Annotated in this window: 26 protein-coding genes; 10 read left to right on the top strand and 16 right to left on the bottom strand. The window is 74.2% G+C overall.

Annotated features, from left to right (window positions below):
* The first annotated feature begins 65 nt into the window (after positions 1-65).
* Entirely contained in the window at positions 66-440 is a 375-nt protein-coding gene (locus tag ACILQ5_RS11870; protein WP_395658205.1) for a Crp/Fnr family transcriptional regulator, read from the top strand.
* 3 nt (positions 441-443) lie between these two features.
* A complete protein-coding gene (locus ACILQ5_RS11865) occupies positions 444-1,361 on the top strand; it encodes an adenylate/guanylate cyclase domain-containing protein (protein ID WP_395658204.1) in 918 nt (305 codons plus the stop codon).
* Positions 1,362-1,520: 159 nt separating this feature from the next.
* On the opposite strand, the gene ACILQ5_RS11860 is transcribed toward ACILQ5_RS11865, so the two are convergent.
* Genes ACILQ5_RS11860 through ACILQ5_RS11850 form a run of 3 tightly spaced genes read right to left on the bottom strand, consistent with a single transcriptional unit; the run spans position 1,521 to position 3,661 of the window.
* Positions 1,521-2,465 carry a DUF5926 family protein gene (locus ACILQ5_RS11860; RefSeq protein ID WP_395658203.1) on the bottom strand — a complete coding sequence of 315 codons (945 nt, stop codon included), beginning with the start codon at positions 2,463-2,465 and terminating at the stop codon, positions 1,521-1,523.
* Between the two features lie 10 nt (positions 2,466-2,475).
* On the bottom strand, positions 2,476-3,282 hold the full coding sequence (locus ACILQ5_RS11855) for a glycerophosphodiester phosphodiesterase (RefSeq protein WP_395658202.1): 807 nt from the start codon (positions 3,280-3,282) through the stop codon (positions 2,476-2,478).
* 7 nt (positions 3,283-3,289) lie between these two features.
* Positions 3,290-3,661 (bottom strand): VOC family protein, encoded by a 372-nt coding sequence (locus ACILQ5_RS11850; RefSeq protein WP_395658201.1) that lies wholly within the window; start codon positions 3,659-3,661, stop codon positions 3,290-3,292.
* A 55-nt stretch (positions 3,662-3,716) separates the two neighbouring features.
* On the opposite strand from ACILQ5_RS11850, the gene ACILQ5_RS11845 reads away from it, so the two are divergent.
* Complete coding sequence (locus ACILQ5_RS11845; RefSeq protein WP_395658200.1) at positions 3,717-4,190, top strand: MarR family winged helix-turn-helix transcriptional regulator; 474 nt, start codon at positions 3,717-3,719, stop codon at positions 4,188-4,190.
* On the opposite strand, the gene ACILQ5_RS11840 is transcribed toward ACILQ5_RS11845, so the two are convergent.
* Together ACILQ5_RS11840 and ACILQ5_RS11835 are read right to left on the bottom strand one after the other, a co-directional pair.
* Complete coding sequence (locus ACILQ5_RS11840; RefSeq protein WP_395658199.1) at positions 4,150-5,337, bottom strand: ATP-binding protein; 1,188 nt, start codon at positions 5,335-5,337, stop codon at positions 4,150-4,152. The two genes, ACILQ5_RS11845 and ACILQ5_RS11840, sit on opposite strands and share 41 nt — an antisense overlap.
* A gap of 168 nt (positions 5,338-5,505) precedes the next feature.
* Positions 5,506-5,784: a hypothetical protein gene (locus ACILQ5_RS11835; RefSeq protein ID WP_395658198.1), complete on the bottom strand. Its 279-nt coding sequence runs from the start codon at positions 5,782-5,784 to the stop codon at positions 5,506-5,508.
* A 106-nt stretch (positions 5,785-5,890) separates the two neighbouring features.
* On the opposite strand from ACILQ5_RS11835, the gene ACILQ5_RS11830 reads away from it, so the two are divergent.
* Both ACILQ5_RS11830 and ACILQ5_RS11825 read left to right on the top strand, forming a co-directional pair.
* Positions 5,891-6,757, top strand: a complete 867-nt coding sequence (locus ACILQ5_RS11830) for an Fpg/Nei family DNA glycosylase (RefSeq protein WP_395658197.1) — start codon at positions 5,891-5,893, stop codon at positions 6,755-6,757.
* Complete coding sequence (locus tag ACILQ5_RS11825; protein ID WP_395658196.1) at positions 6,754-7,083, top strand: rhodanese-like domain-containing protein; 330 nt, start codon at positions 6,754-6,756, stop codon at positions 7,081-7,083. Before ACILQ5_RS11830 ends, ACILQ5_RS11825 begins: the two co-directional genes overlap by 4 nt.
* Here the strand turns inward: ACILQ5_RS11825 and ACILQ5_RS11820 are convergent.
* Positions 7,080-7,535, bottom strand: a complete 456-nt coding sequence (locus tag ACILQ5_RS11820; RefSeq protein WP_395658195.1) for a hypothetical protein — start codon at positions 7,533-7,535, stop codon at positions 7,080-7,082. The two genes, ACILQ5_RS11825 and ACILQ5_RS11820, sit on opposite strands and share 4 nt — an antisense overlap.
* Before the next feature lie 14 nt (positions 7,536-7,549).
* The gene (gene aat, locus ACILQ5_RS11815) at positions 7,550-8,239 is read right to left on the bottom strand and encodes a leucyl/phenylalanyl-tRNA--protein transferase (RefSeq protein ID WP_395658194.1); all 690 of its coding nucleotides are present in this window, start codon (positions 8,237-8,239) and stop codon (positions 7,550-7,552) included.
* 32 nt (positions 8,240-8,271) lie between these two features.
* Here aat and ACILQ5_RS11810 point away from each other — a divergent pair, with 32 nt between their 5' ends.
* Positions 8,272-8,964 (top strand): EcsC family protein, encoded by a 693-nt coding sequence (locus tag ACILQ5_RS11810; protein WP_395658193.1) that lies wholly within the window; start codon positions 8,272-8,274, stop codon positions 8,962-8,964.
* On the opposite strand, the gene ACILQ5_RS11805 is transcribed toward ACILQ5_RS11810, so the two are convergent.
* Genes ACILQ5_RS11805 through ACILQ5_RS11785 form a run of 5 tightly spaced genes read right to left on the bottom strand, consistent with a single transcriptional unit; the run spans position 8,925 to position 15,574 of the window.
* The gene (locus tag ACILQ5_RS11805) at positions 8,925-10,115 is read right to left on the bottom strand and encodes a hypothetical protein (protein ID WP_395658192.1); all 1,191 of its coding nucleotides are present in this window, start codon (positions 10,113-10,115) and stop codon (positions 8,925-8,927) included. The two genes, ACILQ5_RS11810 and ACILQ5_RS11805, sit on opposite strands and share 40 nt — an antisense overlap.
* A 25-nt stretch (positions 10,116-10,140) precedes the next feature.
* A complete protein-coding gene (locus ACILQ5_RS11800; RefSeq protein WP_395658191.1) occupies positions 10,141-11,238 on the bottom strand; it encodes a hypothetical protein in 1,098 nt (365 codons plus the stop codon).
* The gene (locus ACILQ5_RS11795) at positions 11,235-12,170 is read right to left on the bottom strand and encodes a hydroxymethylglutaryl-CoA lyase (RefSeq protein ID WP_395658190.1); all 936 of its coding nucleotides are present in this window, start codon (positions 12,168-12,170) and stop codon (positions 11,235-11,237) included. Before ACILQ5_RS11795 ends, ACILQ5_RS11800 begins: the two co-directional genes overlap by 4 nt.
* Positions 12,163-14,043, bottom strand: coding sequence for an acetyl/propionyl/methylcrotonyl-CoA carboxylase subunit alpha (locus ACILQ5_RS11790; protein ID WP_395658189.1), 1,881 nt, complete (start codon positions 14,041-14,043; stop codon positions 12,163-12,165). Before ACILQ5_RS11790 ends, ACILQ5_RS11795 begins: the two co-directional genes overlap by 8 nt.
* Positions 14,044-14,047: 4 nt before the next feature.
* Positions 14,048-15,574 (bottom strand): carboxyl transferase domain-containing protein, encoded by a 1,527-nt coding sequence (locus ACILQ5_RS11785; protein ID WP_395658258.1) that lies wholly within the window; start codon positions 15,572-15,574, stop codon positions 14,048-14,050.
* 173 nt (positions 15,575-15,747) lie between these two features.
* Between ACILQ5_RS11785 and trxA the strand changes: the two genes are divergently transcribed.
* From trxA to ACILQ5_RS11770, 3 genes are all read left to right on the top strand, one after another.
* Positions 15,748-16,146, top strand: a complete 399-nt coding sequence (trxA, locus tag ACILQ5_RS11780) for a thioredoxin (protein ID WP_395658188.1) — start codon at positions 15,748-15,750, stop codon at positions 16,144-16,146.
* Positions 16,146-16,409, top strand: coding sequence for a metal-sensitive transcriptional regulator (locus tag ACILQ5_RS11775; protein WP_395658187.1), 264 nt, complete (start codon positions 16,146-16,148; stop codon positions 16,407-16,409). Before trxA ends, ACILQ5_RS11775 begins: the two co-directional genes overlap by 1 nt.
* Before the next feature lie 74 nt (positions 16,410-16,483).
* Complete coding sequence (locus ACILQ5_RS11770) at positions 16,484-17,044, top strand: TetR/AcrR family transcriptional regulator (RefSeq protein WP_395658186.1); 561 nt, start codon at positions 16,484-16,486, stop codon at positions 17,042-17,044.
* On the opposite strand, the gene ACILQ5_RS11765 is transcribed toward ACILQ5_RS11770, so the two are convergent.
* Both ACILQ5_RS11765 and ACILQ5_RS11760 read right to left on the bottom strand, forming a co-directional pair.
* Positions 17,007-17,714 (bottom strand): SWIM zinc finger family protein, encoded by a 708-nt coding sequence (locus ACILQ5_RS11765; RefSeq protein ID WP_395658185.1) that lies wholly within the window; start codon positions 17,712-17,714, stop codon positions 17,007-17,009. The genes ACILQ5_RS11770 and ACILQ5_RS11765 overlap by 38 nt on opposite strands.
* Positions 17,714-20,398: a DEAD/DEAH box helicase gene (locus tag ACILQ5_RS11760; protein ID WP_395658184.1), complete on the bottom strand. Its 2,685-nt coding sequence runs from the start codon at positions 20,396-20,398 to the stop codon at positions 17,714-17,716. Before ACILQ5_RS11760 ends, ACILQ5_RS11765 begins: the two co-directional genes overlap by 1 nt.
* Before the next feature lie 61 nt (positions 20,399-20,459).
* On the opposite strand from ACILQ5_RS11760, the gene ACILQ5_RS11755 reads away from it, so the two are divergent.
* Complete coding sequence (locus ACILQ5_RS11755; RefSeq protein ID WP_395658183.1) at positions 20,460-20,948, top strand: glutathione peroxidase; 489 nt, start codon at positions 20,460-20,462, stop codon at positions 20,946-20,948.
* A 1-nt stretch (position 20,949) separates the two neighbouring features.
* Here ACILQ5_RS11755 and ACILQ5_RS11750 read toward each other — a convergent pair whose 3' ends face one another.
* Both ACILQ5_RS11750 and ACILQ5_RS11745 read right to left on the bottom strand, forming a co-directional pair.
* Entirely contained in the window at positions 20,950-21,993 is a 1,044-nt protein-coding gene (locus tag ACILQ5_RS11750) for a hypothetical protein (RefSeq protein ID WP_395658182.1), read from the bottom strand.
* A gap of 197 nt (positions 21,994-22,190) precedes the next feature.
* On the bottom strand, positions 22,191-24,314 hold the full coding sequence (locus ACILQ5_RS11745; protein WP_395658181.1) for a DEAD/DEAH box helicase: 2,124 nt from the start codon (positions 24,312-24,314) through the stop codon (positions 22,191-22,193).
* Positions 24,315-24,371 lie beyond the last annotated feature (57 nt).

Below are 24,371 nucleotides of genomic sequence, written 5' to 3'. Positions count from 1 at the left end.
GTTTAGCGGCGCCGGAGGCTCGGGAAGGATCGGCCGCGGGGAGGGTGAGGCAGGAAGGGTGGACCATGGCTGACTCGTTCTACGACGCGTTCTCCCCCGAGGAGATCGCCCGGATCAGCGCGGCCGGCACGCGCGTGCACCTGCCGGCGGGCTGGTCACCGATCTGGGAACGGACGCCGGCCGACAAGGCCTACGTCATCCTGGACGGCACCGTCTCCGTGCGGCAGCACGGCGAGGAGATCGCCCAGCTGGGCCCGGGCGAGGTGGTCGGCGAGGCCGCGATCGTGAACCACTCGCTGCGCACGGCGTCCATCGTGGCGCTGACCCCGCTGGAGCTGATCCACTTCACCGACGACGCGGTCCGCCGGTTGTGCGAGGAGATGCCGTCGTTCAAGGCCGCGCTCGAGGCGGTCGCGCTCGAGCGGTTCGGGGCGCACTAGCCCGTGGTCGACCTCGAGCCGCTGCTGCTCGGTGGCGCACCGCACCTCACCCGCATCGAGGTGGCCGAGCGGTCCGGCGTGCCGATCGCGCTCGCGGAGGAGCTGTGGCGGCTGCTGGGCTTCCCGCGGACGGCCGACGAGGACGTCGCGTTCACCGACGCCGACGTCGACGCGCTGCGTCAGGCGCGGGAGCTGATGGAGCTCGGGGTGCTCGGACCCGACTCCCAGGCCGCGCTGGTGCGCACCTGGGGGCGCAGCTACGCGCGCCTCGCCGAGTGGCAGGCGAGCCTGCTCGCCGACGTCGCGCCCGACGAGGACCTCGCGCGGGCCCTCCTCCCGCGGGTCGAGTCGCTGCAGTCCTACGCCTGGCGCCGCCACCTCGCGAGCGCGATCGGGCGGACCGCGGCCACGGACACCGACGGCGGCGCCGGCTCGGTGCTCGGCGTGTGCTTCGTCGACATCGTCGGCTACACCGCGCGCAGCAAGCGGCTCGACGAGCGGGAGCTGGTGGGCTGGCTCGAGCACTTCGAGTCCGAGGCGACCGGGCTGGTCGTCGACCTGGGCGGCCGGATCATCAAGACGATCGGCGACGAGGTGCTCTTCGTCGCCGACCGGGTAGGCGCAGCGGCCGAGGCCGCACTGCTCATGACCGAGCGCGGGGAGGATCCCGACGACCCGTTCCCCGAGGTGCGGGTCGGGCTCGCCCACGGCCCGGTGGTCAGCCGGCTCGGCGACGTGTTCGGCCCGACGGTCAACATCGCGGCCCGCCTCACCTCGGTGGCCCGGCCCGGCACCGTGCTGGTCGACCGCGGCGCCCACGACGAGCTCGTCGAGGACCCGGCGTACCTGCTCCGCGGCGTCCGGCGTACCCCGGTGAAGGGCTACGCGCGGCTCCAGCCGTTCGTGCTGCGCCGGGCCTGAGGTCCGAGAAATAGGGGCTCGGCCGCTGCCGACGGGGGACACGACAACGACCGAGCGCAGCGAATGTACGTGCCCGGCGACGGCGGGCACAACTCCGGCGCGCCGTGACGAACGCGATTCGCGGACCTGGTTCCGCCCGACCTCGGGCCCGGCGGCCGGTCAGCGCAGCGTGACCTGCCGGTTGGCCAACCCGGAGCGCGCCGAGCGCTGCTCGGTGGTGAGGTCCGAGGTGTCGGCCAGCGCGGCGGCGAGGTCGGCGGCGAACCGCTCGGCCGACTCCTCCAGCGCCTCGGGCCCGGTGCCGACGGCGAGGTCCCACACCGGGGCCAGCAGGCCGTGCGCGCGGAACATGCCGACGAACCGGGATCCGTCGACGAGGGCGTCCTGCCCGGCCGCGTGCAGCCGCGCGAGCGCGTCGAGCAGCGGCCCCTCTTCCTCGGGCAGCACCCAGCGCAGGTGCTCCTTGGCGCCGACGTTGGTCCAGTACGCCGCCTCGACGGTCGTCAGCCGCGCGGTCGGCGAGGCCGCGGCGTTGGCCTGCTCCAGGCCGGCCGCGAGCGCCGCCCGGTCCGACTCGGCCGCGTCGGCGATCCAGAACTCGAACCCGTCGTGCACGGTGACGTCGAGGCCGTCGCCGACGACGAGGTCCTGGAGCCGCGGGCCCTCGCCCGGAGGGTCGGTGAGCCCGACGATGCCCGGCTCGGACTCGAGCGCCTTGAGCAGCACCGCGCCCAGGTCGCGCGCCGGGTCCCCGAAGTTGTGCTGGACCTGGAGCCCGAGCCAGACCTCGCCGCTGTCGCGGACCATCGCCGGCGCGGCCATCGGCAGCAGCGTGCAGAGCTGGACGACGCGGTCGGCGTGCCCGGTGCTGTCGGCCAGCGTCAGCGGTGCGGTCGCGGCGGGCACGAGCTCGCGCAGGGCCACCACGTCGCACTCGGAGGGCAGCCCCTCGAACGGGCGGCTGACGAACGGGGCGGGCGCACCGTCGGCGGCGCCGTGGCAGGCCTTGTAGCGCTTCCCGGATCCGCACGGGCACGGCTGCCGGGGCCCGACCTCGCCGGCGGGCTGCTGCTGACGGGCCTTGGTGCGGGACTTCTTCGCCATGGCGGGGACCCTAGCCCGGCGGCCGCTCACGCTGGTCGAGCAGGTCGAGCATGTACGCCGGGCGGTCGGTGATGACGGCCTTCACCCCGAGCTCGAGGCACAGGTCGAGCTCGGTCGGGGTGTTCACCGTCCAGACGTGCAGGTCGTGGCCGGCCTTGGTGATGCGCCGGCCGAGCTTGCGGTGGTCGGTCAGCTCGTCGATGCCCGGCCCGACGACCCAGTCCGGGCCGATCACCTGGCGCAGCATCGGCCAGTGGTGGGCCTTCTCCACCAGCTGCACGAGCGTGACGTCGGGGGCGAGCCGCTCCACGCGCTGCAGCGCGGTCCAGCTGAAGCTCATCACCCGGGCCGGGGAGCCGGCCCGGTCCCAGCCGAACTGGCGCAGCTGCTCGACCAGCCGCCGCTCGACGAGCCCGCCGTACCGCGTCGGGTGCTTGGTCTCGATCGCGACCTCCACCCGCCGGTCGTAGTCCGCGATGGTCTCCAGCAGGGTGCGCAGGGTGAGCACCCGGTCCAGCCGGTCGTCGCGCTCGGGCGCCTCGTCGTCGAGCTCGGCCCACGGGTTCTTCCACGACGCGAAGTCGAGCTGGTCGAGCTCGGCGAGCTCCATCGTCGAGACGATGCCGCGGTTGCTGGCGATCCGGCGCAGGTCGCGGTCGTGCACGCAGACCAGGTGACCGTCGGCGGTGAGCCGGACGTCGCACTCCACGCCGTCGGCGCCGTCGTCGAGTGCCGCGACGTACGCACCCAGGGTGTGCTCGGGCCGGTCGTGGCTCGCGCCGCGATGGGCGACGACCTGAGGTCTCACCCGGCCCATTCTGGGGTCAGGCGCCGGGTCGGTGCTGGACCAGTCCCACCGTGTTGCCCTCCGGGTCGCGGACGAAGGCCTGCCACTCGTCGGTCCCGGCCGGGCCGAGCGTGTCGTCGGCGTGGCTGAAGATGACGTGCGGCTCGGTCTCGATCTCCACGCCGGCCCGGCGGAGCCGGGCGACGGTGGCGTCGATGTCGTCCACCCGGAGGTAGATCAGGGCGCTCGGCGCCACCCGGTCGAGCAGCAGCCGGACACCACCGAGGTCGAAGAAGGCCAGCCCGGGCGGGTCGTACGTCGCGGTGGGAGCGGCACCGAGGAGATCGGCGTAGAACGCTGCCGCGCGCTCCAGGTCCTCGACGCGCTGGGCGACCTGCACCAGGTCCATCACACACCGTCCGATCGATAGCAGCCCTAACTGTTAGGGATGCTATACATCTGGGATGAGCGACGGCAAGGACACCCTGGACTCCGCTGCGCGCGACCTGAACTCCGCCGCGATCCACCTCCTGCGGGGCCTGCGCGCCGTCGACCGCGAGTCCGGCCTCACTGCCGCGCGGCTCAGTGCGCTGTCGGTCCTGGTGTTCGGCGGACCGTGCACGCTGGGACGTCTCGCCCGCGCCGAGGACGTCTCCAGCCCGACCATGACCCGGATCGTCGACGGCCTGGTGGGCCTCGGCCTGGCCGTCCGAGAGCCCCACCCGGGCAGCGCGCGCGAGGTGCTGGTCCGCGCGACGCCGGACGGGACCGACCTGATGACGCGCGCGGCCGACCGACGCGTGGCGGCCATCGCCGCCGCCCTCCGCGCGCTGCCGACCCCGGAGCGGCGCGCGGTGGTGGCTGCGTCGCCCGCGCTGCGCGCGCTCTCCTCGGCCGTCAGCGAGAGCGCAGGAACTGCCCGAAGTGCGGGACCGTGAACGCCACGCTCCCCCGCTCGCCGGAGTAGACCAGGCCCTTCTTGATCAGCCCGTCGCGGGCCGGCGAGAGGGACTGCGGCTTGCGGGCGAGGTGCCGCGCGACCTCCGCCGTCGCGATCGCGCCGTCGCCGTGCTCGGCGCCGAGGTCGGCCATCGCGGTCATGTAGTCGCGCTCGGCGGGGGTCGCGCGGTCGTAGCGGGCGCCGAAGAACCCGACCGCGAGCTCGGCCTGCGCGTCGGGGGCGGCCTCGCGGACGTCGTCGGCGGTGACCGGCGACCCGAGCGCGACGTCCCAGGTGACCTTGCCGTAGGCCTGGACGAAGTAGGGGTAGCCGTCGGTGAGCCGGTACAGCTCGTCGAGGGCCTCCTGCTCGAACTCCACCCCCTCCTCCGCGGCAGGTCGGCGCCACGCCCGGTCGGCCATGTCGCGCGGGAGCCGGTCGACCGAGACGTAGCGGAACAGCCGCTCGGCGTACGACTTGGACGCCGCGAGCGCCACCGGGAGGTGCGGCAGGCCGGCGCCGACCACGACGAGCGGGGCGCCCTGCTGGCTGATCTCGTGGCAGGCGCCGCACAGCGCGCCCAGCTCGTCGGTCGCGATGTCCTGCATCTCGTCGACGAACAGCCCGACGCCGACCCCGAGGTCGCCGGCCAGCGTCGCGACGTCGGTGAACAGCTCGACCAGGTCGAGCTCGAGGTCGCCGGAGTCGGCCCGGCCGCGGGCGGCGGGCACGTCGACGGGCGGGGTCCAGCGCATGCCCTTGCGGTCCGGCGCCGCCGTCCGCAGGGCGAAGCTCTTGAGGACGCCGGCGACGGCGTCCACCCGGTCGGGGTCGCGGTGGCGGTGCGACACCTCGCGCACGGCGGCGTGGACCGCCTGGGCCACCGGGATCCGGATGCTCTGGTCGGGGCGGGCCTCGATCTTGCCGGTGCCCCACGCGCGCTTCACCGCCTGGCTGCGCAGCGCGTTGAGCAGCACCGTCTTGCCCACGCCGCGGAGCCCGGAGAGCACCATGCTGCGCTCCGGCCGGCCGGCCGCCACCCGTTCCAAGGTCACCTCGAACTGCTCGAGCTCGCGGTCACGGCCGGCGAGCTCGGGGGGTCGCTGGCCGGCGCCGGGCGCGTACGGGTTCCGGATCGGGTCCACCTCAGGACGGTATCGGCGTCTCTAGCGGAATCCGTAGACAACGCGCCGGGCGGTGCTGCTGTGCTGTAACGCCGTGTTAGTACCTGTTCCCACGAGGTTCCAGCGGGGTGGGAACACGCCGTAACACGGCGTTACAGGAGCGGCAGGGGCGCGGTCGCCGAGGCGCCGTCAGGCCGACGCCGCGCCCGCGGACCCGGTCGGGTCAACGGCCTCGAGCCGGTCCCGGGCCTGCTCGTAGGAGCGCACCAGGCCGGTGCGGAGCAGGTCGATGAGGGCCGGCACCTCGTCGACGGCCAGCCGGAACGAGCCGGTGCAGACGTTGTCTCGCCACAGCGAGAGCACCACCAGGTCGGACTCCTGGTGCCAGGAGACCCGCAGCGCACGGTCGGCCCCGCGGGCGTCGAGGAAGATCGACCCCGTCTGCGGGAGCGGACGAGCGGCGGGCATGCCACATTCTGCGCCCGACCGGCCACCCCTGTCACCGGTTCGCCGCCGCCTCCTCGCTCCCCTGCTCGCTCCCCTGCCGGCTCCGTCCGCCGCCTAGACTCGCCCCGTGCCCGAGCTGCCCGAGGTGGAAGCGCTGGCCCTCGACCTGAAGGGCCGGCTGGACGGGCACGCGATCGCGAAGATCCACGTCGCGCAGTTCAGCGCCCTCAAGACCTTCGACCCGCCGCTGACGGCGCTCGAGGGCACGCTCGTCGACGACGTCACCCGGCACGGCAAGTTCCTCGACATCGAGGCCTCCGGGATCCACCTGGTGCTGCACCTGGCCCGCGCCGGCTGGGTGCGCTGGCGCGACGAGGTCCCGACGATCCCGCCCAAGCCCAGCCCCAAGTCGACCCTGGCACTGCGCATCGTGCTCGACGACCAGTCCGGCCTCGACGTCACCGAGGCGGGCACCCGCAAGAGCCTGGCGGCGTACGTCGTCCGCGACCCGCTCGACGTGCCCGGCATCGCGAGCCTCGGGCCCGACCCGCTCACCGACGACTTCACCATCGAGCGCTTCCGCGAGATCCTCCAGCGCGAGGGCGGCAAGCAGCTCAAGGGCGTGCTGCGCCACCAGGGCACCATCGCCGGCATCGGCAACGCCTACTCCGACGAGATCCTGCACGCGGCCCGGATGTCGCCGTTCAAGGCCGCCGGCAAGCTCACCGACGACGAGCTGCACGTCCTGTACGACGCCCTGCGGGTCACCCTCGGCGACGCCGTCGACCGGTCCCGGGGGCTGGCGGCCAGCGAGCTCAAGGGCGAGAAGAAGTCGAACCTCGCGGTGCACGGGCGCACCGGTCAGGCCTGCCCGGTCTGCGGCGACACGGTCCGCGAGGTGTCCTTCGCCGACTCCAGCCTGCAGTACTGCCCGACCTGCCAGACCGGCGGCAAGCCGCTGGCCGACCGGCGGATGAGCAGGCTGCTCAAGTGATCCCCACCGTGACGGTCGACGGGGTGCCCGACCCGCTGCCCGAGGGGCTGGTCGTGCTCGACGTGCGCGAGCCGGTCGAGTGGCAGCACGGCCACATCGAGGGCGCGGTCCACGTGCCGCTCGCGCTGCTGCCGCAGCGGCTCGCCGAGCTGCCGACGGCGCAGACGCTCGTCGTGTGCAAGGTCGGCGCCCGCTCCGCGCACGCCGTGACGTGGCTGCAGCAGCAGGGCCACGACGCGGTCAACCTGGCCGGCGGGATGCTCGACTGGGCGGCGGCCGGCCGGCCGATGGTCAGCGAGACCGGCCGGCCGCCCCAGGTCGTCTAGCTGATGTCCGGGCACTCCTCGGACAGGTAGTCGTCGAACGCCTGCGCGTCCTTCTTGTCCGCCTCGCTGAGGGTGGACTCGAGGTTGGTGATGTCGTCGGCCGTCGCGTCGTCGGGCAGGCCCTGGATCGCGGCGAGGGTGACCTCGAGGCCGTGGCGGGCCTCGTCGGAGATGCCGTCGGGCGTCCCGGTCTCGGCCATCTGGTCGGCGGCGTCCTGGAGCGTGCTGATCGCCTCCGACGCGTCGCCGGTCGGGTCGAGCGTGCTCAGGTCGTCGGCGAGGCCCTTGAAGTTCGCGCAGAACTCCTCCTGCGACGCGTCCGTCGGCATCCCGGCATCGCTGCCGCCGTCGCTGCCCCCGCCGCTGTCGCTGCTGCCGCATCCGGCCAGGCCCCCGAGGACGAGGGCGAGTCCGGCGATGCTCAGTGCTGTCCTCTTGGGTGCTGTCCTCATGTCCCCACCCTGCCCTATCCCGGGGGGTTCGCGCTCGCCAGGTCTGGCCCGGGCGCCCGGAGCGCGGCCTCCAGCCGGCGCAGGTACGCCGCCCGGGGCAGCTCCACGGCGCCCAGCGAGGCCAGGTGCGGCGTCAGCCACTGCACGTCGAGGAGCCGGCGCTCGGCGTACCGGTCGTTCAGCAGGTCGACGAGCGCGACCAGCGCCACCTTCGACGCGTCCCGCTCGCGGTGGAACATCGACTCGCCCGCGAACAGCCCGCCGATCGCGACGCCGTACAGGCCGCCGGCGAGGCGTCCGTCGCGCCAGGCCTCGACCGAGTGCGCCCACCCGAGCCGGTGCAGCCGGAGGTACGCCGCCGCGATCTCGTCGTCGATCCAGCCCGACGCCCGGGCGGGGTCGGCGCAGCCGGCCAGGACGTCCTCGAACGCGGTGTCCACCCGCACCTCGAAGTCGCGCCGCGCCCGGCGCAGCGACCGGGACACCCGGAGCCCGTCCAGCGGCACCACCCCGCGGCGCACCGGGCAGAACCAGTACATCGGCTCGCCCGGGGACCCGGCGGGCATCGGGAACAGGCCGTGCCGGTAGGCCTCGAGGAGGGTGCCAGGCTCGAGGTCGGCACCGATCGCGACCAGGTCGTCGAGGGCGTCGTACCGCGCCGGGTCCCCGAACGCCCACCGCGACGGCGGGGGCTCGACAGGCATGCCCCGAACCTAGCCCCCGTACGATCGGACGCATGGGGATGGCGGGCACGACGGGCAAGCTGGTCGGGCAGCACGTGGCGCCGCACGTGCCGCGGCTGGCTCCCGACCTGACCCACTCCTTCGTCCGCGAGGCCCTGCACCGCGCCATCCACGGCGTCGGCCCGCTCCCGCCCGCAGCCGCGGCGGCGGACAAGCAGCTCGCCGAGCAGCACGGGCGCGTGGACCGCGGGGTGCACGAGGTCATCGAGAACCACGTCCGGTACGCCGGCGCGCAGGGTCTGCTCACCGGCCTCGGCGGCGTGGTGACCGCGACCATCACCATCCCGGCGAACCTGGCCGGCCTGGCGCTGGTGCAGGCCCGGATGGTGGCCGGCATCGCGCACCTGCACGGCTACGACCTCGACGACCCCCGGGTGCGCAACGCGATCCTCACCTGCATGCTCGGCCGCGAGCTGGTCGACCAGCGGATCCGGGAGCGCCTGCTGCCCGGCCCCCCGATGGCGGTCGCCACGGCACCCGTGCACGACCCCGACCTCGACCGGCTGCTCGCCAACGAGGTCGCCTCCGACCTCATCGCGCGGGTGGGCGGCAAGCGGCTCGCGATCACGATCGTCCGCCGCACCCCGATCGTCGGCGGCGCCTTCGGCATGGGCGCCGACGGCTGGGCGACCTGGCGGGTCGGCCGCTACGCCGCGCGCGAGCTGCGGCCGCGCACCCTGCGGTAGGCCCGCAGCGCGGCCCGGCCGGACCGCGCGGCCTCGAGCCGCCGCACGACCCGCGACCGCCACCGGTACGCCGGGCGCCCGGTCGCGTCGAGCTCGCGCCGCCACGCCTCCGCGGTCCGGCGCAGCCGGGCGCCTTCGAGCAGCAACGCCTCGACCGCGTCGACGGCGGCCGCGGCCACCTGCTCCTCCGCGGGCCGGTCGGGGTCGGCGTACGGCGCCTCGGGCGGGGCGCCGACGAGGTCTCGGAGGTCGCCGACGACGTCGTAGCCGCGGCGCTCGACCTCCGCGACCCAGGACGCTACGACCTCGCTCGCCCACGGGTGCACGTCGGGAGGCAGCGCCAGCCGGGGCGAGCCGGTCCGGTGGGCCAGGGTCCGCTGCGCCAGCAGCCGGCGGACCAGGGGGCGGTAGTCGGCGAGGTCGAGCCGGCCGTCCACCGCCTCGTTGACGCGGCGCAGCAGCGCGGTCTCCGGCACACCGAGCGAGGGGTTGGAGCGCTCGGCGTGCAGGTCGACGTCGATCTCGTCGAGGCCGAGCGCGCGGCTGAAGCGCTCCCAGAGCTGCGGCTGCGGGCTGCCGGGCGGAGGGACGGTCACCAGGTGGACGTGCCCCGGCGGCAGGTCGTGGCCCCACCGGTCGAGGACGTCGGGGATCTCCTGGACCCGCCAGAACCAGTCGGCCGTCCGGCTCTCCCGCCGCGGGTCGACGAGCTGCTCGACGAACTCGCCGTAGGTGAGGAACCCGCGGTGCTTGAGGTTCTCCTGCCACTCCGCGGGGATCTGGCGGACCAGGTCGCGGACCGTCAGGACCAGGTGGACCTCGGCGCCGGTGCCGTGCCCGAGCGAGGCCAGCGCCCGGTCGGCCTGGTCCCGCGACGCGGACGCGAGGATCTCGTGGCTGACGACCGACGTCCCGCGGTGCTCGCGCACCTGCGCCGCGAGCCGGTCCCAGGCGCCCGCCGACGCGGTCCCGATCCCGCCCCAGGGGTGCTCGACCAGGTCGAGCGCCGCGCGGAAGTGGGCGTCGCGGCGCTCGAGCGGGTAGAGGATGCCGGACCGTAGGAGGGTGCGCCGGTTCCGGAACAGCACCTCCTGGAGGTACGACGTGCCGGTCTTCGGGGTGCCGACGTGCAGCAGGACGCGCTCGCTCACGACGCCCCTCCCCGGCCGCGGCCCATCAGCGCTCGCGCAGCCGTTGCGCCTGGGCCCGGACCCGCTTCGAGAGCTGGCGGTCGGGCTGCGGGCGGCGGGCGGCCTCGCGGGTCATCGCGGCGAGCGAGTCCAGGGCGGTCTCGAGCTGCCGCTTCGCGCCGACCTTGTCGGGGTTCTTCCAGCGCTCCGTCGGGTCCGGCTCGACCGGGCGGAGCTCGGCGACGTCCCCGACGACGTCCACGCCGCTGCCCTCGATCCACTCGATCCAGCGCTCGGCCTGCTCCTGCGCCCAGGGGTAGCGGGCGCGCGGCAGGGTCACCGCCGCGGACCGGCGCTTGACCAGCTCGCCGCGGTCGAGCATGAACCGGATCAGCTGGTCGTACTGCGTCTCGCGGCCCGCCTGCCGGTCGATGCGGCGGTTGAGCTGGCGGATCACCTGGGTCTCGGCGATGCCGAGCGAACGGTTGGAGCGGTCGCTGTCGAGGGCTGCCCAGGCCGGGTCGATGCCGAGCACCTCGCACATCCGGGTCCACAGCAGGCCGCCGTCCTGGTCGGCGCGGCGCTCGTGGGGCACGGTCACGACGTGGACCCGCTCCGGCGGCAGGCCGGCACCCCAGCTGCCGAGGACGCTGGGCAGGTCGAAGGAGCGGGCGAACCAGGTGCGGCCCTTCTGCGACCGGTCCAGGAAGCGCTTGAAGCTCCAGCCCCGGCCCTGCTTGATGCTCTCCTGCCACGCGGCGGGCAGCTGCCGGCCCAGGTCCCGCGCGGTGTAGACGATGTGGATCTCGCTGCCGGCGAGGTCGCGCACGGCCTTGGCGGCCTGCGCCGGCGTCGCGGGCGCGAGGATCTCGTGGCTGATGACGACGGTCCCCGAGCGTCGGCGCACCCGGCGGACGAGCACGTCCCAGCTGCCGTCGGCGTGACCGGGCGCACCGCCCCAGTCCTGGTCGAGCAGGTCGAGCGCGGCCCGGAAGTGCGCCAGGCCGGGGCTGACCAGCGGGGAGGTCGTCGGGAAGTGCACGCCGTGCGCGGCCAGGCTCCTCGCGTTCAGCGAGAGCCGGTCCTGCAGGTAGGTGGTGCCGGTCTTGGGTGCACCCACGTGCAGGTAGACCCTCCGGCTCATGTGGGGGATTGTGCCAGCGCCCGCACGACGGCCGACGGGCTGGGCCGACCGAGCTGCTCCGCCATCCACGCGCTGGTCGCGACCACCTGGCCCAGGTCGACGCCGTGCTCGATGCCGAGACCGGTGAGCATCCAGACCAGGTCCTCGGTGGCGAGGTTGCCGGTCGCGCTCTTCGCGTACGGGCAGCCGCCCAGGCCGCCGGCGCTGGCGTCGTACGTCGTGATGCCGGCCTGGAGGGCGGCGTAGGCGTTCGCGAGCGCCTGCCCGTAGGTGTCGTGGAAGTGCATCGCCAGCTGGTCGGTGCTCATGCCGGCGTCGACGAAGGCGCGCACGAGCGACGTCACGTGGCCGGCGGTGCCGACGCCGATCGTGTCGCCGAGGCTGAGCTGGCTCGCGCCGAGGTCGAAGAGCCGCTTGCCGACCTCGACCACCTGCGCGACGGGGACGCCGCCCTCCCACGGGTCGCCGAAGCACATGCTGACGTAGGCCCGGACGTCCAGGCCGGCGTCGCGTGCGCGACGGACGGTCGGCTCGAACATCGCGAACTGCTCGTCGAGGCTGCGGTTGAGGTTCTTCTGCGCGAAGGTCTCCGTGGCGGAGCCGAAGATCGCGACGTGCCGGCAGCCGAGCTCGAGCGCGCGGTCGAGGCCGCGCTCGTTGGGCACCAGGACCGGGCAGTCGCGGCCCGCCTCGCCGAGGAGCTCCATCAGCTCGGCCGCGTCGGCGAGCTGGGGCACCCACCTCGGGTGCACGAAGCTGGTCGCCTCGACGACCGGCAGCCCGGCGGCGAGCAGCCGCTGGACGAACTCCGCCTTCACCGCGGTCGGCACCAGCGCCTGCTCGTTCTGCAGGCCGTCGCGCGGACCGACCTCGTAGATCGTGACGCGCTCGGGCAGGCCGGCGGCCGGCACGGTCGTGGGCAGGTCACTCATGAGGGGCCACCTCCAGGAGGGTCGTGCCGAGCGCCACCTGGGCGCCGGTGGTGGCGGTCAGGCCGCCGACGACGCCGTCGAACGGCGCCTTGAGCGCCAGCTCCATCTTCATCGCCTCCAGGACCACGAGCACCTGGCCGGTCTCGACGCGGTCGCCGTCACCGACGCGGACGTCGAGCACGGTGCCCGGCATCGGGGCCACGATCGCCCCGTCGCTGATGTCGACCGCGTGGTCGCCGAAGACGTCGGGCCGTTCGAAGACGAACCGCTGGCCCCGGTAGGCGACCTCGGCGACGTGGGGCTGCACGTTGACGACGGCGGACACGAGCTGCCCGTCGATCTCCAGGGTGAGGACGTGATCGGCCGCGGACACCTCCCGCACCGCGAGGTCGTCGACCCGGCCGGCGTACCGGTCGACGACGACCGGCCGGTCGAGCTCGACGATGGTCGGCGCCGGGTCGGCGCCGGAGCGCCAGCCATCGGACTGGAACGGGTGCCCGGTCTCCTCGACGGCGGCCAGCATCGCGCTCACCCAGGCCGCGAAGACCCGGGGGAGCTCGTCGTCCGGCGTGGGCAGCGTGTGGTGGTCGAGCCAGGCCGTGTCGATCGTGGCCTCGGCGAACTCCTCGCTCGCGGCCAGCGCCCGCAGGAACCCGACGTTCGTCGTGATCCCCAGGATCGCCGTGCGGTCGAGGGCGTCGACGAGCAGCCGGCGGGCGGACTCGCGGTCGGGACCGTGCGCGATGATCTTCCCGAGCATCGGGTCGAAGGACGTGCTCACGACCTGCCGCGGCTCGAGGGCGTGGTCGACGCGCACCCGCTCCGGCCACCGGACGATGCTGGTGGTGCCGGCCTGGGGCAGGAAGCCGCCGAAGGAGTCCTCGGCGTAGACCCGCGCCTCGATCGCGTGGCCGTGCGGCCGGACGGTGTCCTGGTCGATCTCCAGCGGGTGGCCGAGCGCGACGAGGAGCTGGTGGAGGACCAGGTCGATGCCGTGGTGGACCAGCTCGGTGACCGGGTGCTCGACCTGGAGGCGGGTGTTCATCTCCAGGAAGTAGGCCTCGCCCGTGGCGTCGTCCAGCAGGAACTCCACGGTGCCGGCGTTGCGGTAGCCGACGTGCTTCGCGAGGGCGACCGCGGACGAGGTGACGAGCTCGCGGACCTCCGGCGTGATCGTCGGGGCAGGCGCCTCCTCGAGCACCTTCTGGTGGCGGCGCTGGGTCGAGCAGTCGCGCTCGCCGAGGTGGACGACGTGGCCGTGGGCGTCGCCGATGACCTGGACCTCGATGTGGCGGCCGCGCTCGACGTACTTCTCGACCAGCAGGGTGTCGTCGCCGAAGGCGCTGCGGGCCTCGCGCGCCGCGGCGGCCCTGGCCTCCTCGAGGTCCGCTTCGTCGCGGACGATGCGCATGCCCTTGCCGCCCCCGCCGGCGGCGGCCTTGACCAGCACCGGCATGCCCGCGTCCTCGCCGCGCGGCACGACCGGCACGCCGGCGGCGACCGCGATCTCCCGGGCGGCGTCCTTGCGGCCCATCGCCTCCATCACATCGGCGCTCGGCCCGACGAAGACGATGCCGGCCGCCTCGACGGCCCGGACGAACGCGGCCCGCTCGGACAGGAAGCCGTAGCCCGGGTGGACGGCGGTGGCCTCGGTGGCGACCGCGGCCGCGACCACGGCGTCGACGTCGAGGTAGCTGGGGACGAGGACCGCGTCGTCGGCCGCGCGCACGTGCGGGGCGGTGCGGTCGGGCTCGGTGTAGATCGCGATCGTGCGGACGCCGTGTGCCCGGCAGGTGCGCATGACGCGCAGCGCGATCTCGCCGCGGTTGGCGACGAGCACGGACTCCAGGGAAGCGGCTAGCGAGACGGGCATCAGATCACATCCGGAAGACGCCGTACGACGGCGCGGGGGTCGGTGCGTTGGCGGCGGCGGCGAGGCCCATGCCGAGGACGCGGCGGGTGTCGGCGGGGTCGATGATCCCGTCGTCCCACAGGCGGGCGGTGGAGTAGTACGGCGAGCCCTGGTGCTCGTACTGCTGGCGGATCGGGGCCTTGACTGCCTCGTCGTCGGGCGTGCCGGCGACGGTCGCGAGCACGCTCGCGGCCTGCTCGCCGCCCATGACCGAGATCCGGGCGTTCGGCCACATCCAGAGGAACCGCGGGTCGTAGGCGCGGCCGCACATCCCGTAGTTGCCGGCGCCGAACGAGCCGCCGATCACGACGGTGAACTTGGGCACGACCGAGCAGGCGACGGCGGTGACGAGCTTGGCGCCGTCCTTCGCGATGCCGCCGTTCTCGTACTCCTTGCCGACCATGAAGCCGGAGATGTTCTGCAGGAACACCAGCGGGATGCCGCGCTGGTTGCACAGCTCGATGAAGTGCGCGCCCTTGAGCGCCGACTCGCTGAACAGGATGCCGTTGTTGGCGACGATCCCGACCGGGTGCCCCCACACGTGGGCGAAGCCGGTCACCAGCGTCTCGCCGTAGAGCTTCTTGAACTCGTGGAACCGGCTGCCGTCGACGACCCGGCGGATCACCTCGCGCACGTCGTAGGGCGTGCGGGTGTCGGCCGGCACCACGTCGTACAGGGTGGCCGGGTCCTCGTGCGGCTCCTCGACCGGCGCGAGCTGGTACGGCGCGCCGTCGGGCCGACGCTCGAGGGTGCCGACGATGCTGCGGACGATCGCCAGCGCGTGCGCGTCGTCCTCGGCGAGGTGGTCGACGACCCCGGACGTGCGGGCGTGCACGTCGCCGCCGCCGAGCTCCTCGGCGGTGACGACCTCGCCGGTCGCGGCCTTCACCAGCGGCGGCCCGCCGAGGAAGATCGTGCCCTGGTTGCGCACGATCACGGTCTCGTCGGACATCGCCGGGACGTAGGCGCCGCCGGCGGTACACGAGCCCATCACGCTGGCGACCTGCGGGATGCCGCGCGCGGAGAGGTTGGCCTGGTTGAAGAAGATCCGGCCGAAGTGCTCGCGATCGGGGAAGACCTCGTCCTGCATCGGCAGGAAGGCGCCGCCGGAGTCGACGAGGTAGACGCACGGGAGGTGGTTGTCGGCGGCGACGGTCTGCGCGCGCAGGTGCTTCTTGACCGTCATCGGGTAGTAGGTACCGCCCTTGACTGTGGCGTCGTTGGCGACGACGACCACCTCGCGGCCGCTCACCCGGCCGACACCGGTCACGACGCCGGCCGAGGGCACGGCGTTCGAGCCCGGGTCGCCGTACATGTCGTAGGCGGCCAGCGGGCTCAGCTCCAGGAACGGGCTGCCTGGGTCGAGAAGCCGGTCCACCCGCTCGCGCACCAGCAGCTTGCCGCGGTCGGTGTGCTTGCGCCGGGCGGCCTCGCTGCCGCCGAGCCGGACCGTCGCCAGCCGCTCCCGCAGCTCCCCGACGAGCTCTCGCATCTCGCTCACCCCGCCAGGTTAGCGATCATTAACCTCCGGCACCACCGGTCGAGTCGAGGGTGGTGACCGGTCCACCTCGGGCACGGGCGCTGGGAATAGGGGCGGGCGGTCCGACGCTGGGACAGGTGGACACCCCCCGGGGTATCCTTCCACCGAGCCACCCAGGAGGACGCATGGGCACCACCACCCTGACCAAGGACACCTTCGAGGCGACGGTCACCGGCGACGACATCGTGCTCGTCGACTTCTGGGCCGCGTGGTGCGGCCCGTGCCGTCAGTTCGCCCCCATCTACGAGGCCGCCTCGGAGACCCACGAGGACGTCGTCTTCGGCAAGGTCGACACCGAGGCCGAGCGCGAGCTCGCCGCCGCCGCGCAGATCACCTCGATCCCGACGCTGATGGTCTTCCGCGAGGGCATCCTCGTCTTCGCGCAGCCCGGGGCCCTCCCGGCGCCGGCGCTCGAGCAGGTCATCGCCGCGGTCAAGGACCTCGACATGGAGGACGTCCGCGCCCAGATCGCCGCCCAGCAGGAGCAGGACGGCCAGCAGGGCCGGCAGGAGGGTCAGGGCTGATGGAGCTCGACCCGCAGGAGATGGGCCCGGTCATCAACCGGATCAAGCGCGCCCGCGGCCAGCTCGACGGCGTGCTGCGGATGCTCGAGGAGGGCCGCGAGTGCGAGGACGTCGTCACGCAGCTCGCCGCGGTCTCCAAGGCGCTGGACCGCGCCGGCTTCGCGATCGTCGCCACCGGGCTCCAGCAGTGCCTGCTGTCGGAGGAGGGCGCCTCCGGGATGGACGTGAAGAAGATGGAGAAGCTCTTCCTCTCCCTCGCCTGACGCGCACGAGGGGTGGTGTCCCAGCCCTCGCGCGTCCCCGCCGCCCGCGGTTAACGCCCGCTAACCTGGGCGCCGTGAGCCGGCCCACGGATCGACGGAGCCAGATCCTCGCGACCGCGGCGGACCTGTTCGCGGCGCGGGGCTTCCACGGCGTCTCGGTCGCCGACCTCGGGGCGGCCTGCGGCATCTCGGGCCCGGCGCTCTACAAGCACTTCTCCTCCAAGCAGGCGATGCTCGCCGAGATGCTGGTCTCGATCAGCGAGGAGCTGCTCCGCGTCGGCCGGGCCCGCGTGGCCGAGGCGGCCGACCCCGGCGCGGCCGTGGCGGCGCTGGTCGACTGGCACGTCGACTTCGCGCTGCGGCACCGACCGCTCATCGTGGTCCAGGACCGCGACTGGGAGTCGTTGCCGGAGGAGGCACGCGAGCAGGTGCGCACGCTCCAGCGGGAGTACGTCGACCTGTGGGCCGAGCAGCTGCGGCTGCTCGACCCCGGGCTGGACGTGCCGACCGCCAGGGCCACGGCGCACGCGGCGTTCGGGCTGATCAACTCCACCCCGCACAGCGGCCTGCTGCCCGACGAGGCGATGCGGAGTGTGCTCACCCGGATGGCGCTGGGGGCGCTGGGTCGTCGCTGACGTCCCCGACGTCCCGGACGTCGTCGACGTCGCCGAGCAGCCGGGCGGCGTAGAGCGCGGCCTCGACCGCGGCGTCGAGGTCGGCGTCGTCGTCCTCCGGCACCGGCCCGGGCCCCGGCTCGGTGCGCGCGTGCAGCCGCGCCAGCAGCTCCTCGCGCGGCAGCCCGCGCAGCTGGAGCAGCACGAACGGGTCGGCCTCCACCAGCCACGCGAGCTGCTGGAGGACGGCGAGCGCGTGCACGCACGGGTCGACCCAGTGCTCGCAGGTGCAGGAGGCACCCAGCTCCCCGCCGTAGGGGAGCAGCTCGACCCCGGCCTCCTCGGCGTGCTCGACCAGGCCGTGCGGCAGCTCGCCGGCCAGCAGCGCGGCGACCCGTCCGGACTCGGCGGCGACGGCCTCGACCAGGGCGTCGACGTCGGTCGGGTCGAGGACGGGGAACGAGCCCTCGACGGTCCACACGCCGTGCTGGTCCTCGACCGCGGCGACGAACCGGCCGGGCTCGGTCGCGACCTGACCGACCCGGCCCCCGCGGGCCAGGACCCGGCCGGCGACCAGGTCGGCGTCGGCGTACGCCGCCTCCTCGACGGCACGCACCCACGCCTTGCCCCACCAGGTGACCGCCCGGACCGACGAGCGCCGCGGCGGGACCCGCGGGTGGAGGACGGCCATCAGTCCGTCCGCAGCGCCACGAGGTCGCGCAGCTCCTCGTCGCTCAACTCGGTCAGCGCCGCCTCGCCGCCACCGAGCACGGCGTCGGCCAGCGCCCGCTTGCGGGTGAGCAGCTCGGCGACCTTCTCCTCGACGGTGCCGCGGGTGATCATCCGGTGCACCTGCACCGGCTTGGTCTGCCCGATCCGGTAGGCGCGGTCGGTGGCCTGCTCCTCGACGGCGGGGTTCCACCAGCGGTCGACGTGCACGACGTGGTCGGCACGGGTGAGGTTCAGCCCGGTGCCGCCGGCCTTGAGCGAGAGCAGGAAGACCGGCACCTCGCCGGCCTGGAACCGCTCGACCATCCGCTCGCGCTCCCGGACCGGCACGCCGCCGTGCAGCAGCTGGTGGGGCACGCCGGCGCGGGCGAGGTGCCCCTCGAGCAGTCGGGCCATCGCGACGTACTGGGTGAAGACCAGGACCGCGCCGTCCTCGGCGAGCACCGTGCCGACCAGCTCGTCGAGGAGGTCGACCTTCTCGGACCGCCCCGACAGCCGCGCCCCGGAGCGCTTGAGGAAGTGGTCGGGGTGGTTGCAGATCTGCTTCAGGCCGGTGAGCAGCATCAGCACCAGGCCGCGGCGGCTGGCCGGGTCGCGCGGGTCGGCACGCTCGATGCGCGCCATCGTGTCGCGCACGAACGACTCGTAGAGCACGACCTGCTCCCGAGTGAGCCGGAGCGGGTGATCGGTCTCGGTCTTCGCCGGCAGCTCGGGCGCGATCCCCGGGTCGGACTTGCGCCGGCGCAGCAGGAAGGGGCCGACGAGCTCGGCGAACTGCCGGGTCTTGGTCGGCTCGCGCCCGGACTCGATCGGCGCGGCCCAGACCTTGCGGAAGGCGTTGCGGCTGCCGAGCAGGCCGGGTGTCGCCCAGTCGAGGATCGCCCACAGCTCGGTGAGGTCGTTCTCGACCGGGGTGCCGGTGAGCGCCACCCGGGCGGCGCTCCCGATGGAGCGCAGCGCGCGGGCGGTCGCCGTCCGCGGGTTCTTGACGTGCTGCGCCTCGTCGGCGACGACGAGGTCCCACGGGACCGTCGCGAGCTCGGTGGCCGAGGTCCGCATCGTGCCGTACGTCGTCAGCACGAACCCGTCGCGGGCGGCGGAGACGTCCCGGGCGCCGCCGTGGAACCGGACGACCGGCGTGCCCGGGGCGAACCGGCGCACCTCCGCCTCCCAGTTGCCGAGCAGGCTCGCCGGGCAGACGACGAGGGTCGGGCCGGTCCGCCCGGCCTCGCGCCGGTGCAGGTGCAGGGCGATCAGCGTCACGGTCTTGCCCAGGCCCATGTCGTCGGCGAGGCAGGCGCCCAGGCCGAGGCCGGTGAGCTCGGTGAGCCAGGTGAGGCCGTGTCGCTGGTAGTCGCGCAGCGTCGCCGTCAGCGCGGCCGGCGGCTCGACGGGCTCGCGGGTGGCGGCGGCGAGCAGCCGCTCGCGGACGCGGAGCAGGCTCGCCCCGACGACCACCTGCTCCTCGCGCTCGCCCTCGGCGTCGGCGACCTGGACCACGCCGGTCAGCGCCGCCGCGACCGCCTCGGCCGGCCGGGCCGTGCGGACCAGCCGCTTGCGCGCCTTCCGGGCGACCGCGGGGTCGACGACCGCCCAGCCGCCGCGCAGCCGCAGCAGCGGGCTCGCCGAGCTGGCGAGCCGGTCCATCTCCTCCTCCGTGAGCGGGTCGCCGTGCACCGCGACCTGCCAGCGGAACGCGAAGAGCGCCTCGGTGCTCAGCACCGGCTCGTTCAGCGGCTCCTCGCGCACCGGCCCCGACCGGTCCGCCGGCTCCTGGACGTGGTCGAGGACGGTGGTCGTGGTCAGGTCGCGACCCAGGCTCCTCGGCCACAGCACGTCGACCCCGGCCTGCCGCAGCGCGCCGACGCCCTCGTCGAGGAGGCTGACCAGGTCGTCGGTGCCGAGGGTGATCTCGTCGGGCACCCGCAGCTCGAGCAACCGGTCGAGCACCGGCCAGGCGTCGGCCGCGGCCCGGAGCGCGATGGTCGCGTGGGTCCGGGCGCGCTCGCCGAAGCCGTGCTCGTCGGAGGTTCCGGTCCACAGCAGGGCCAGGTCGCAGACGTGGAGCGGGTCGCGCTCGTCGTGGGCCTGCGGCACCAGGCGCACCGCGCCGGCGACCAGCTCCTCCTCGTCGGCCTCCACGCGCAGCGACACCGACACCAGCTGCGGCAGCTCCCGCGGGTCGACCCGCTGGTGCCGGGCCAGCCGCGCCTGGAGCCGCTGCTCGAAGGTCGGCCGGTCCGGCCGACGCACCGGCGCCGCGTCGGTGGTCGGGGCACCCCGCGGCATCGCGTCCGTGACGGCGTCGATCAGGTCGCGCACCAGCCGCTCGTCGTCCGGGCCGCCGCGGGCCAGCATCGCGATCCGGTCCTCGTCGTCGGCGTCGAGCCCGGCCGCACGCCAGTGCCCGTCAGCCGGCGCGAACTTGCCGGCCGCGACGATCCGCATCGCGAGCAGCACCGCGCCGGCGAGCAGCCCGACCGTCGGGTGCAGGTCGTCGCGGCTGCGGGCCTTGGCCAGGACGGGGAGCGCCGCGCGGATCGGCAGGCTGACCGACCGCTGCTCGTCGGTGAACTCGACGACACCGGCGCGCGGGGGCGCCGCAGCCCGGAACGTGGCCGGACCGGTCACCGGGACGAAGCTCACGGTGGCGACGCTAGCCGGACGGTGGGACATCGGGCTCCCGGGCCGCCCGTAGCCTGGGCGCATGAGCATCCTCGAGGCGAAGATCGCGCGGCTGGACGGCAGTGCCGCGACCCTGGGCGAGATCACCGGCGGCCGGCCGGCGTTGGTCGTCAACGTGGCGAGCAGGTGCGGGCTCACCCCGCAGTACACCGGGCTCGAGGCGCTCCACGAGCGGTACGCCGACCGCGGGTTCACCGTCGTCGGCGTGCCCTGCAACCAGTTCTACGGGCAGGAGCCCGGGTCGGCCGAGGAGATCGCGGAGTTCTGCTCCGCGACGTACGGCGTCACCTTCCCGATGACCGAGAAGGTCGACGTCAACGGCGAGCATCGCCACGAGATCTACCAGGCCCTCGTCGGGACGCCGAACGACCTGGGCGAGGCCGGCGACGTCTCCTGGAACTTCGAGAAGTTCCTCATCGGCGCCGACGGCGAGGTCGTCGCCCGCTTCCGGCCCCAGGTCGAGCCCGACGACCCGGCGCTCGTGGCCGCGGTCGAGTCGCTGGTGGGCTGACTCAACCCGAGAAGCGTCCGGTCACCGGTGGCAGGTCGGCGAGGGTGACGATCCCCGGAGCCGCAGCGACGACGTACGGCACCGCGTTGGTCACCGGCATCGCGGTGTAGATCATCCCCAGGCCCATGAAGCCGGGCTCGGTCCAGCCCTCCGGCGGCAGGCAGTGCAGCACGGTGCGCATGTTCGGCACCCCGAAGACCTGGATCACGTGGCCGTGCGCGAGCGGCTTGGGCGGTACGACGTGCTGGCCCATCGTCCAGTTGAAGCCGACGCTCACCACGTTGCGGTCACCGACCCACCCGCGGTGGTAGCCCAGGACGCCGCCGACGGTCCCGGCCGGGATCGTCATGAAGCCGAGGTCGCTGTCGCCGGGGGCGGCGGTGAACTCGACGTCGAAGGTCATCCGGTCCAGCCGGGCGCCGATCGCGTCGGCCATCATCGCCGCGGACTCGGCGAACACCTCGCTCTCGCGCCGCACGGTCTCGGCGAGACCCGGGGTGTCCGGCGGCAGCGAGAACCCCATCGCCCGCTGGGTGTCGGCGGACTCGTAGGTCGAGCAGTCGACCGACTCGGTGATCCGGATCTCGTCCACCCGCTCGCACGAGCCGCTGAGCACCATGCCGACGAGGTTCGTCATGCCCGGGTGCGCCCCGCTGCCGAAGATGGTCGACCCGCCGCGCTCGCACGCTGCCCGGACCCGGTCGAGGTCGGCCGGGCTCTGCTTGCCGCCGGTGATCCAGGCCGCGCTCGAGCAGACGTTCACGCCGGCCTCGAGCAGCGCGCAGAGCTCGTCGACGCTGGGCCACAGCGGGTTGTAGCAGCAGGCGTCCGCGCCGAGCGCGAGGAGCGCCCCGACGTCGTCGGTCGCCAGCACGCCGGTCGGCTTCGGCCAGCCGCACAGCTCGGCGGCGTCGGTGCCGACCTTCTCCGCGCCGTGCGCGTAGACGCCCACCAGCTCGAGGTCGGGACGGGCGATGATGGCGTGCAGCGAGCGCCGGCCGATGTTGCCGGTCGTCCACTGGATCACGCGCAGCGGTCTCTCCATGCGACGCAGACTAGAACGTGTTCTCGTTGGGTGACCACCATCGCGTGCCGCGACCCACGGCGCGGCGTCTCCGTTCAATTGCTCGGTCCGGTACGCGTTACCCACCGGTACCTCGGGCCTGGCCCAGCAATTGAACGAGAACGACACCGACCCCGGCGAGAGGGGACGACGACCTCGGCCGGGTGCCGGGCGGGCCGTCAGGCGGTCGTGGCGAGCACGAGCGGCAGCACCGCACCGGCGCCCGCGGACCGGAGCGCCCGCGTCGCGAGGGTGAGGGTCCAGCCGGTCACCACGAGGTCGTCGACGAGCAGGACCCGCCGCCCCGCCAGGGCGGACGGGTCGTCGAGCTGCAGGGCCGAGCGCCGGCCGACGGCCGCCACCCGCTGGGCGGAGTTGGCCGCGCCCTGGCCCGGCGCCACGTCGGGGTCGACGAGCGCCCACCGGCCGATGACCGGCACCTTCAGGTAGCGCGAGAGGCCGTCGGCGAGGTCGGCGGTCAGGGTCGGCCGGCTCGCGGACTCGACGACGACGATGCCGTCGACCGCGGGCCGCCAGTCACCGAGCACCTCGATCACCGCCCGCACCAGCGGCAGCGGCACCGGGCCGTCCGGCGTTCCGGGCGCGAACAGCTCGCGCAGAGCGTTGCCGTAGCCGAGGTCGGTGAGCCGCGCGACCGCCCGGCCCTCCTCGGCCGGCTCGGCGATCTTGCCGCGCAGGTCGATGCCGAGGTTGGCGAGCGCGGTGGGCCACATCCGGCGCGGCTCGACGGGGACGCCGGGCCGGGCCAGCCGGGCACCCGCCTCCTCGACGGCCGCCGCGGACACGTCGGTCGCCAGGGTGAGGCCGCCGCAGTTGTCGCAGCGGCCGCAGTCGGCGGCCTCGGGGTCGTCGAGCTGCTCGCGCAGGAAGCGCATCCGGCACCGGTCGGTCCCGAGGTAGTCGAGCATCGCCCGCTGCTCGCGCTCGCGCGCCTCGGTGACGCGGCGGTAGCGCTCCTCGTCGTAGGCCCACGGCTGCCCGGTCGCCTCCCAGCCGCCGCGGACCCGCCGGACCGCACCGTCGACGTCGAGGACCTTGAGCATCGTCTCGAGGCGGTTGCGGCTGAGGTCGACGTACGTCTCGAGGGCGGCGGTGCTCATCGGCCGGCCCTCGCCGGCGAGCACCTCGAGGGTGCGGCGGACCTGCTCCTCGCGCGGGAACGCGAGCGAGGCGAAGTAGGCCCAGATGTCGCGGTCCTCGATCGCCGGGAGCAGCACGACGGTGGCTCCCTCGGGCGGCAGGCCGCTGCCGCGGCCGGCGCGGCCGACCTGCTGGTAGTAGGCCACGGGGGACGCCGGCGCCCCCATGTTGACGACGAACCCGAGGGTCGCGTCGAACCCCATGCCCAGCGCGCTGGTCGCGACCAGCGCCTTCACCCGGCCGGCGAGGAGGTCCTGCTCGAGGGCCTGCCGCTCGGTGGTCTCGGTCTGACCGGAGTACGCCGCCACGGCGTGCCCGCGCGAGCGGAGGTAGTCGGCGATCTCCTGGGTGGCCGCCACCGTCAGGCAGTAGACGATGCCGGACCCGGGCTGCTCGGCGAGGTGGTCGGCCAGCCAGGCCAGCCGCTGCTCGGGCGTCCTCAGGCGGACCACCCCGAGCCGCAGCGACTCCCGGTCCAGCGAGCCGCGCAGCACCAGCACGTCCTGGAGGGAGCCGGTGCTGCCGAGCTGCTCGGCGACGTCCTGGGTCACCCGCGCGTTCGCGGTGGCCGTGGTGGCGAGCACCGGGATCCCGTCCGGGAGGTCGCCGAGGAGGGTGCGGATCCGGCGGTAGTCGGGGCGGAAGTCGTGGCCCCAATCGGAGATGCAGTGCGCCTCGTCGACCACCAGGAGCCCGCAGGTCGCGGCCAGCCGCGGGAGCACCTCGTCGCGGAACCCGGGGTTGTTGAGCCGCTCCGGGCTGACGAGGAGCACGTCGACCTCGCCGGCGCGGATCGCCTCCTGGATCGGCTCCCACTCCTCGGCGTTGGTGGAGTTGATGGTCACGGCCCGGATGCCGGCCCGCTCGGCGGCGGCGACCTGGTTGCGCATCAGGGCCAGCAGCGGCGAGACGATGACGGTGGGGCCGGCGCCCTGCTCGCGCAGCAGCAGCGTCGCGACGAAGTAGACCGCCGACTTGCCCCAGCCGGTGCGCTGCACGACGAGCGCGCGCCGCCGGTCGACGGCCAGCGCCTCGATCGCGCTCCACTGGTCCTCGCGGAGGACGGCGTCGTCGCTGCCCACCAGCGCCCGGAGGTGGGCCTCCGCGCTGCGGCGTACGTCGGTCTGCGGAGCGGTGGGCATGGCCACTGTCTACCAGCGGCACCCGACAGTGCGACCGTCGCCCGATCGCGGCCTCCG

It is taken from the genome of Nocardioides sp., assembly GCF_044226305.1.
Classification (GTDB): domain Bacteria; phylum Actinomycetota; class Actinomycetes; order Propionibacteriales; family Nocardioidaceae; genus Nocardioides.
The sequence above is the reverse complement of the archived record's forward strand: the minus strand, read 5'-3'. Positions and strand labels throughout refer to the sequence as shown.

Excerpts from the sequence above, each read along its gene's own strand:
- trxA (WP_395658188.1), top strand. The coding sequence starts at position 15,748 with ATGGGCACCACCACCCTGACCAAGGACACCTTCGAGGCGACGGTCACC.
- ACILQ5_RS11870 (WP_395658205.1), top strand. The coding sequence starts at position 66 with ATGGCTGACTCGTTCTACGACGCGTTCTCCCCCGAGGAGATCGCCCGG.
- ACILQ5_RS11795 (WP_395658190.1), bottom strand. The coding sequence starts at position 12,170 with ATGAGTGACCTGCCCACGACCGTGCCGGCCGCCGGCCTGCCCGAGCGC.
- ACILQ5_RS11785 (WP_395658258.1), bottom strand. The coding sequence starts at position 15,574 with ATGCGAGAGCTCGTCGGGGAGCTGCGGGAGCGGCTGGCGACGGTCCGG.
- aat (WP_395658194.1), bottom strand. The coding sequence starts at position 8,239 with ATGCCTGTCGAGCCCCCGCCGTCGCGGTGGGCGTTCGGGGACCCGGCG.
- ACILQ5_RS11750 (WP_395658182.1), bottom strand. The coding sequence starts at position 21,993 with ATGGAGAGACCGCTGCGCGTGATCCAGTGGACGACCGGCAACATCGGC.
- ACILQ5_RS11775 (WP_395658187.1), top strand. The coding sequence starts at position 16,146 with ATGGAGCTCGACCCGCAGGAGATGGGCCCGGTCATCAACCGGATCAAG.
- ACILQ5_RS11800 (WP_395658191.1), bottom strand. The coding sequence starts at position 11,238 with ATGAGCCGGAGGGTCTACCTGCACGTGGGTGCACCCAAGACCGGCACC.
- ACILQ5_RS11855 (WP_395658202.1), bottom strand. The coding sequence starts at position 3,282 with ATGGGCCGGGTGAGACCTCAGGTCGTCGCCCATCGCGGCGCGAGCCAC.
- ACILQ5_RS11765 (WP_395658185.1), bottom strand. The coding sequence starts at position 17,714 with ATGGCCGTCCTCCACCCGCGGGTCCCGCCGCGGCGCTCGTCGGTCCGG.
- ACILQ5_RS11810 (WP_395658193.1), top strand. The coding sequence starts at position 8,272 with ATGGGGATGGCGGGCACGACGGGCAAGCTGGTCGGGCAGCACGTGGCG.
- ACILQ5_RS11820 (WP_395658195.1), bottom strand. The coding sequence starts at position 7,535 with ATGAGGACAGCACCCAAGAGGACAGCACTGAGCATCGCCGGACTCGCC.
- ACILQ5_RS11845 (WP_395658200.1), top strand. The coding sequence starts at position 3,717 with ATGAGCGACGGCAAGGACACCCTGGACTCCGCTGCGCGCGACCTGAAC.
- ACILQ5_RS11755 (WP_395658183.1), top strand. The coding sequence starts at position 20,460 with ATGAGCATCCTCGAGGCGAAGATCGCGCGGCTGGACGGCAGTGCCGCG.
- ACILQ5_RS11790 (WP_395658189.1), bottom strand. The coding sequence starts at position 14,043 with ATGCCCGTCTCGCTAGCCGCTTCCCTGGAGTCCGTGCTCGTCGCCAAC.
- ACILQ5_RS11860 (WP_395658203.1), bottom strand. The coding sequence starts at position 2,465 with ATGGCGAAGAAGTCCCGCACCAAGGCCCGTCAGCAGCAGCCCGCCGGC.
- ACILQ5_RS11835 (WP_395658198.1), bottom strand. The coding sequence starts at position 5,784 with ATGCCCGCCGCTCGTCCGCTCCCGCAGACGGGGTCGATCTTCCTCGAC.
- ACILQ5_RS11745 (WP_395658181.1), bottom strand. The coding sequence starts at position 24,314 with ATGCCCACCGCTCCGCAGACCGACGTACGCCGCAGCGCGGAGGCCCAC.
- ACILQ5_RS11850 (WP_395658201.1), bottom strand. The coding sequence starts at position 3,661 with ATGGACCTGGTGCAGGTCGCCCAGCGCGTCGAGGACCTGGAGCGCGCG.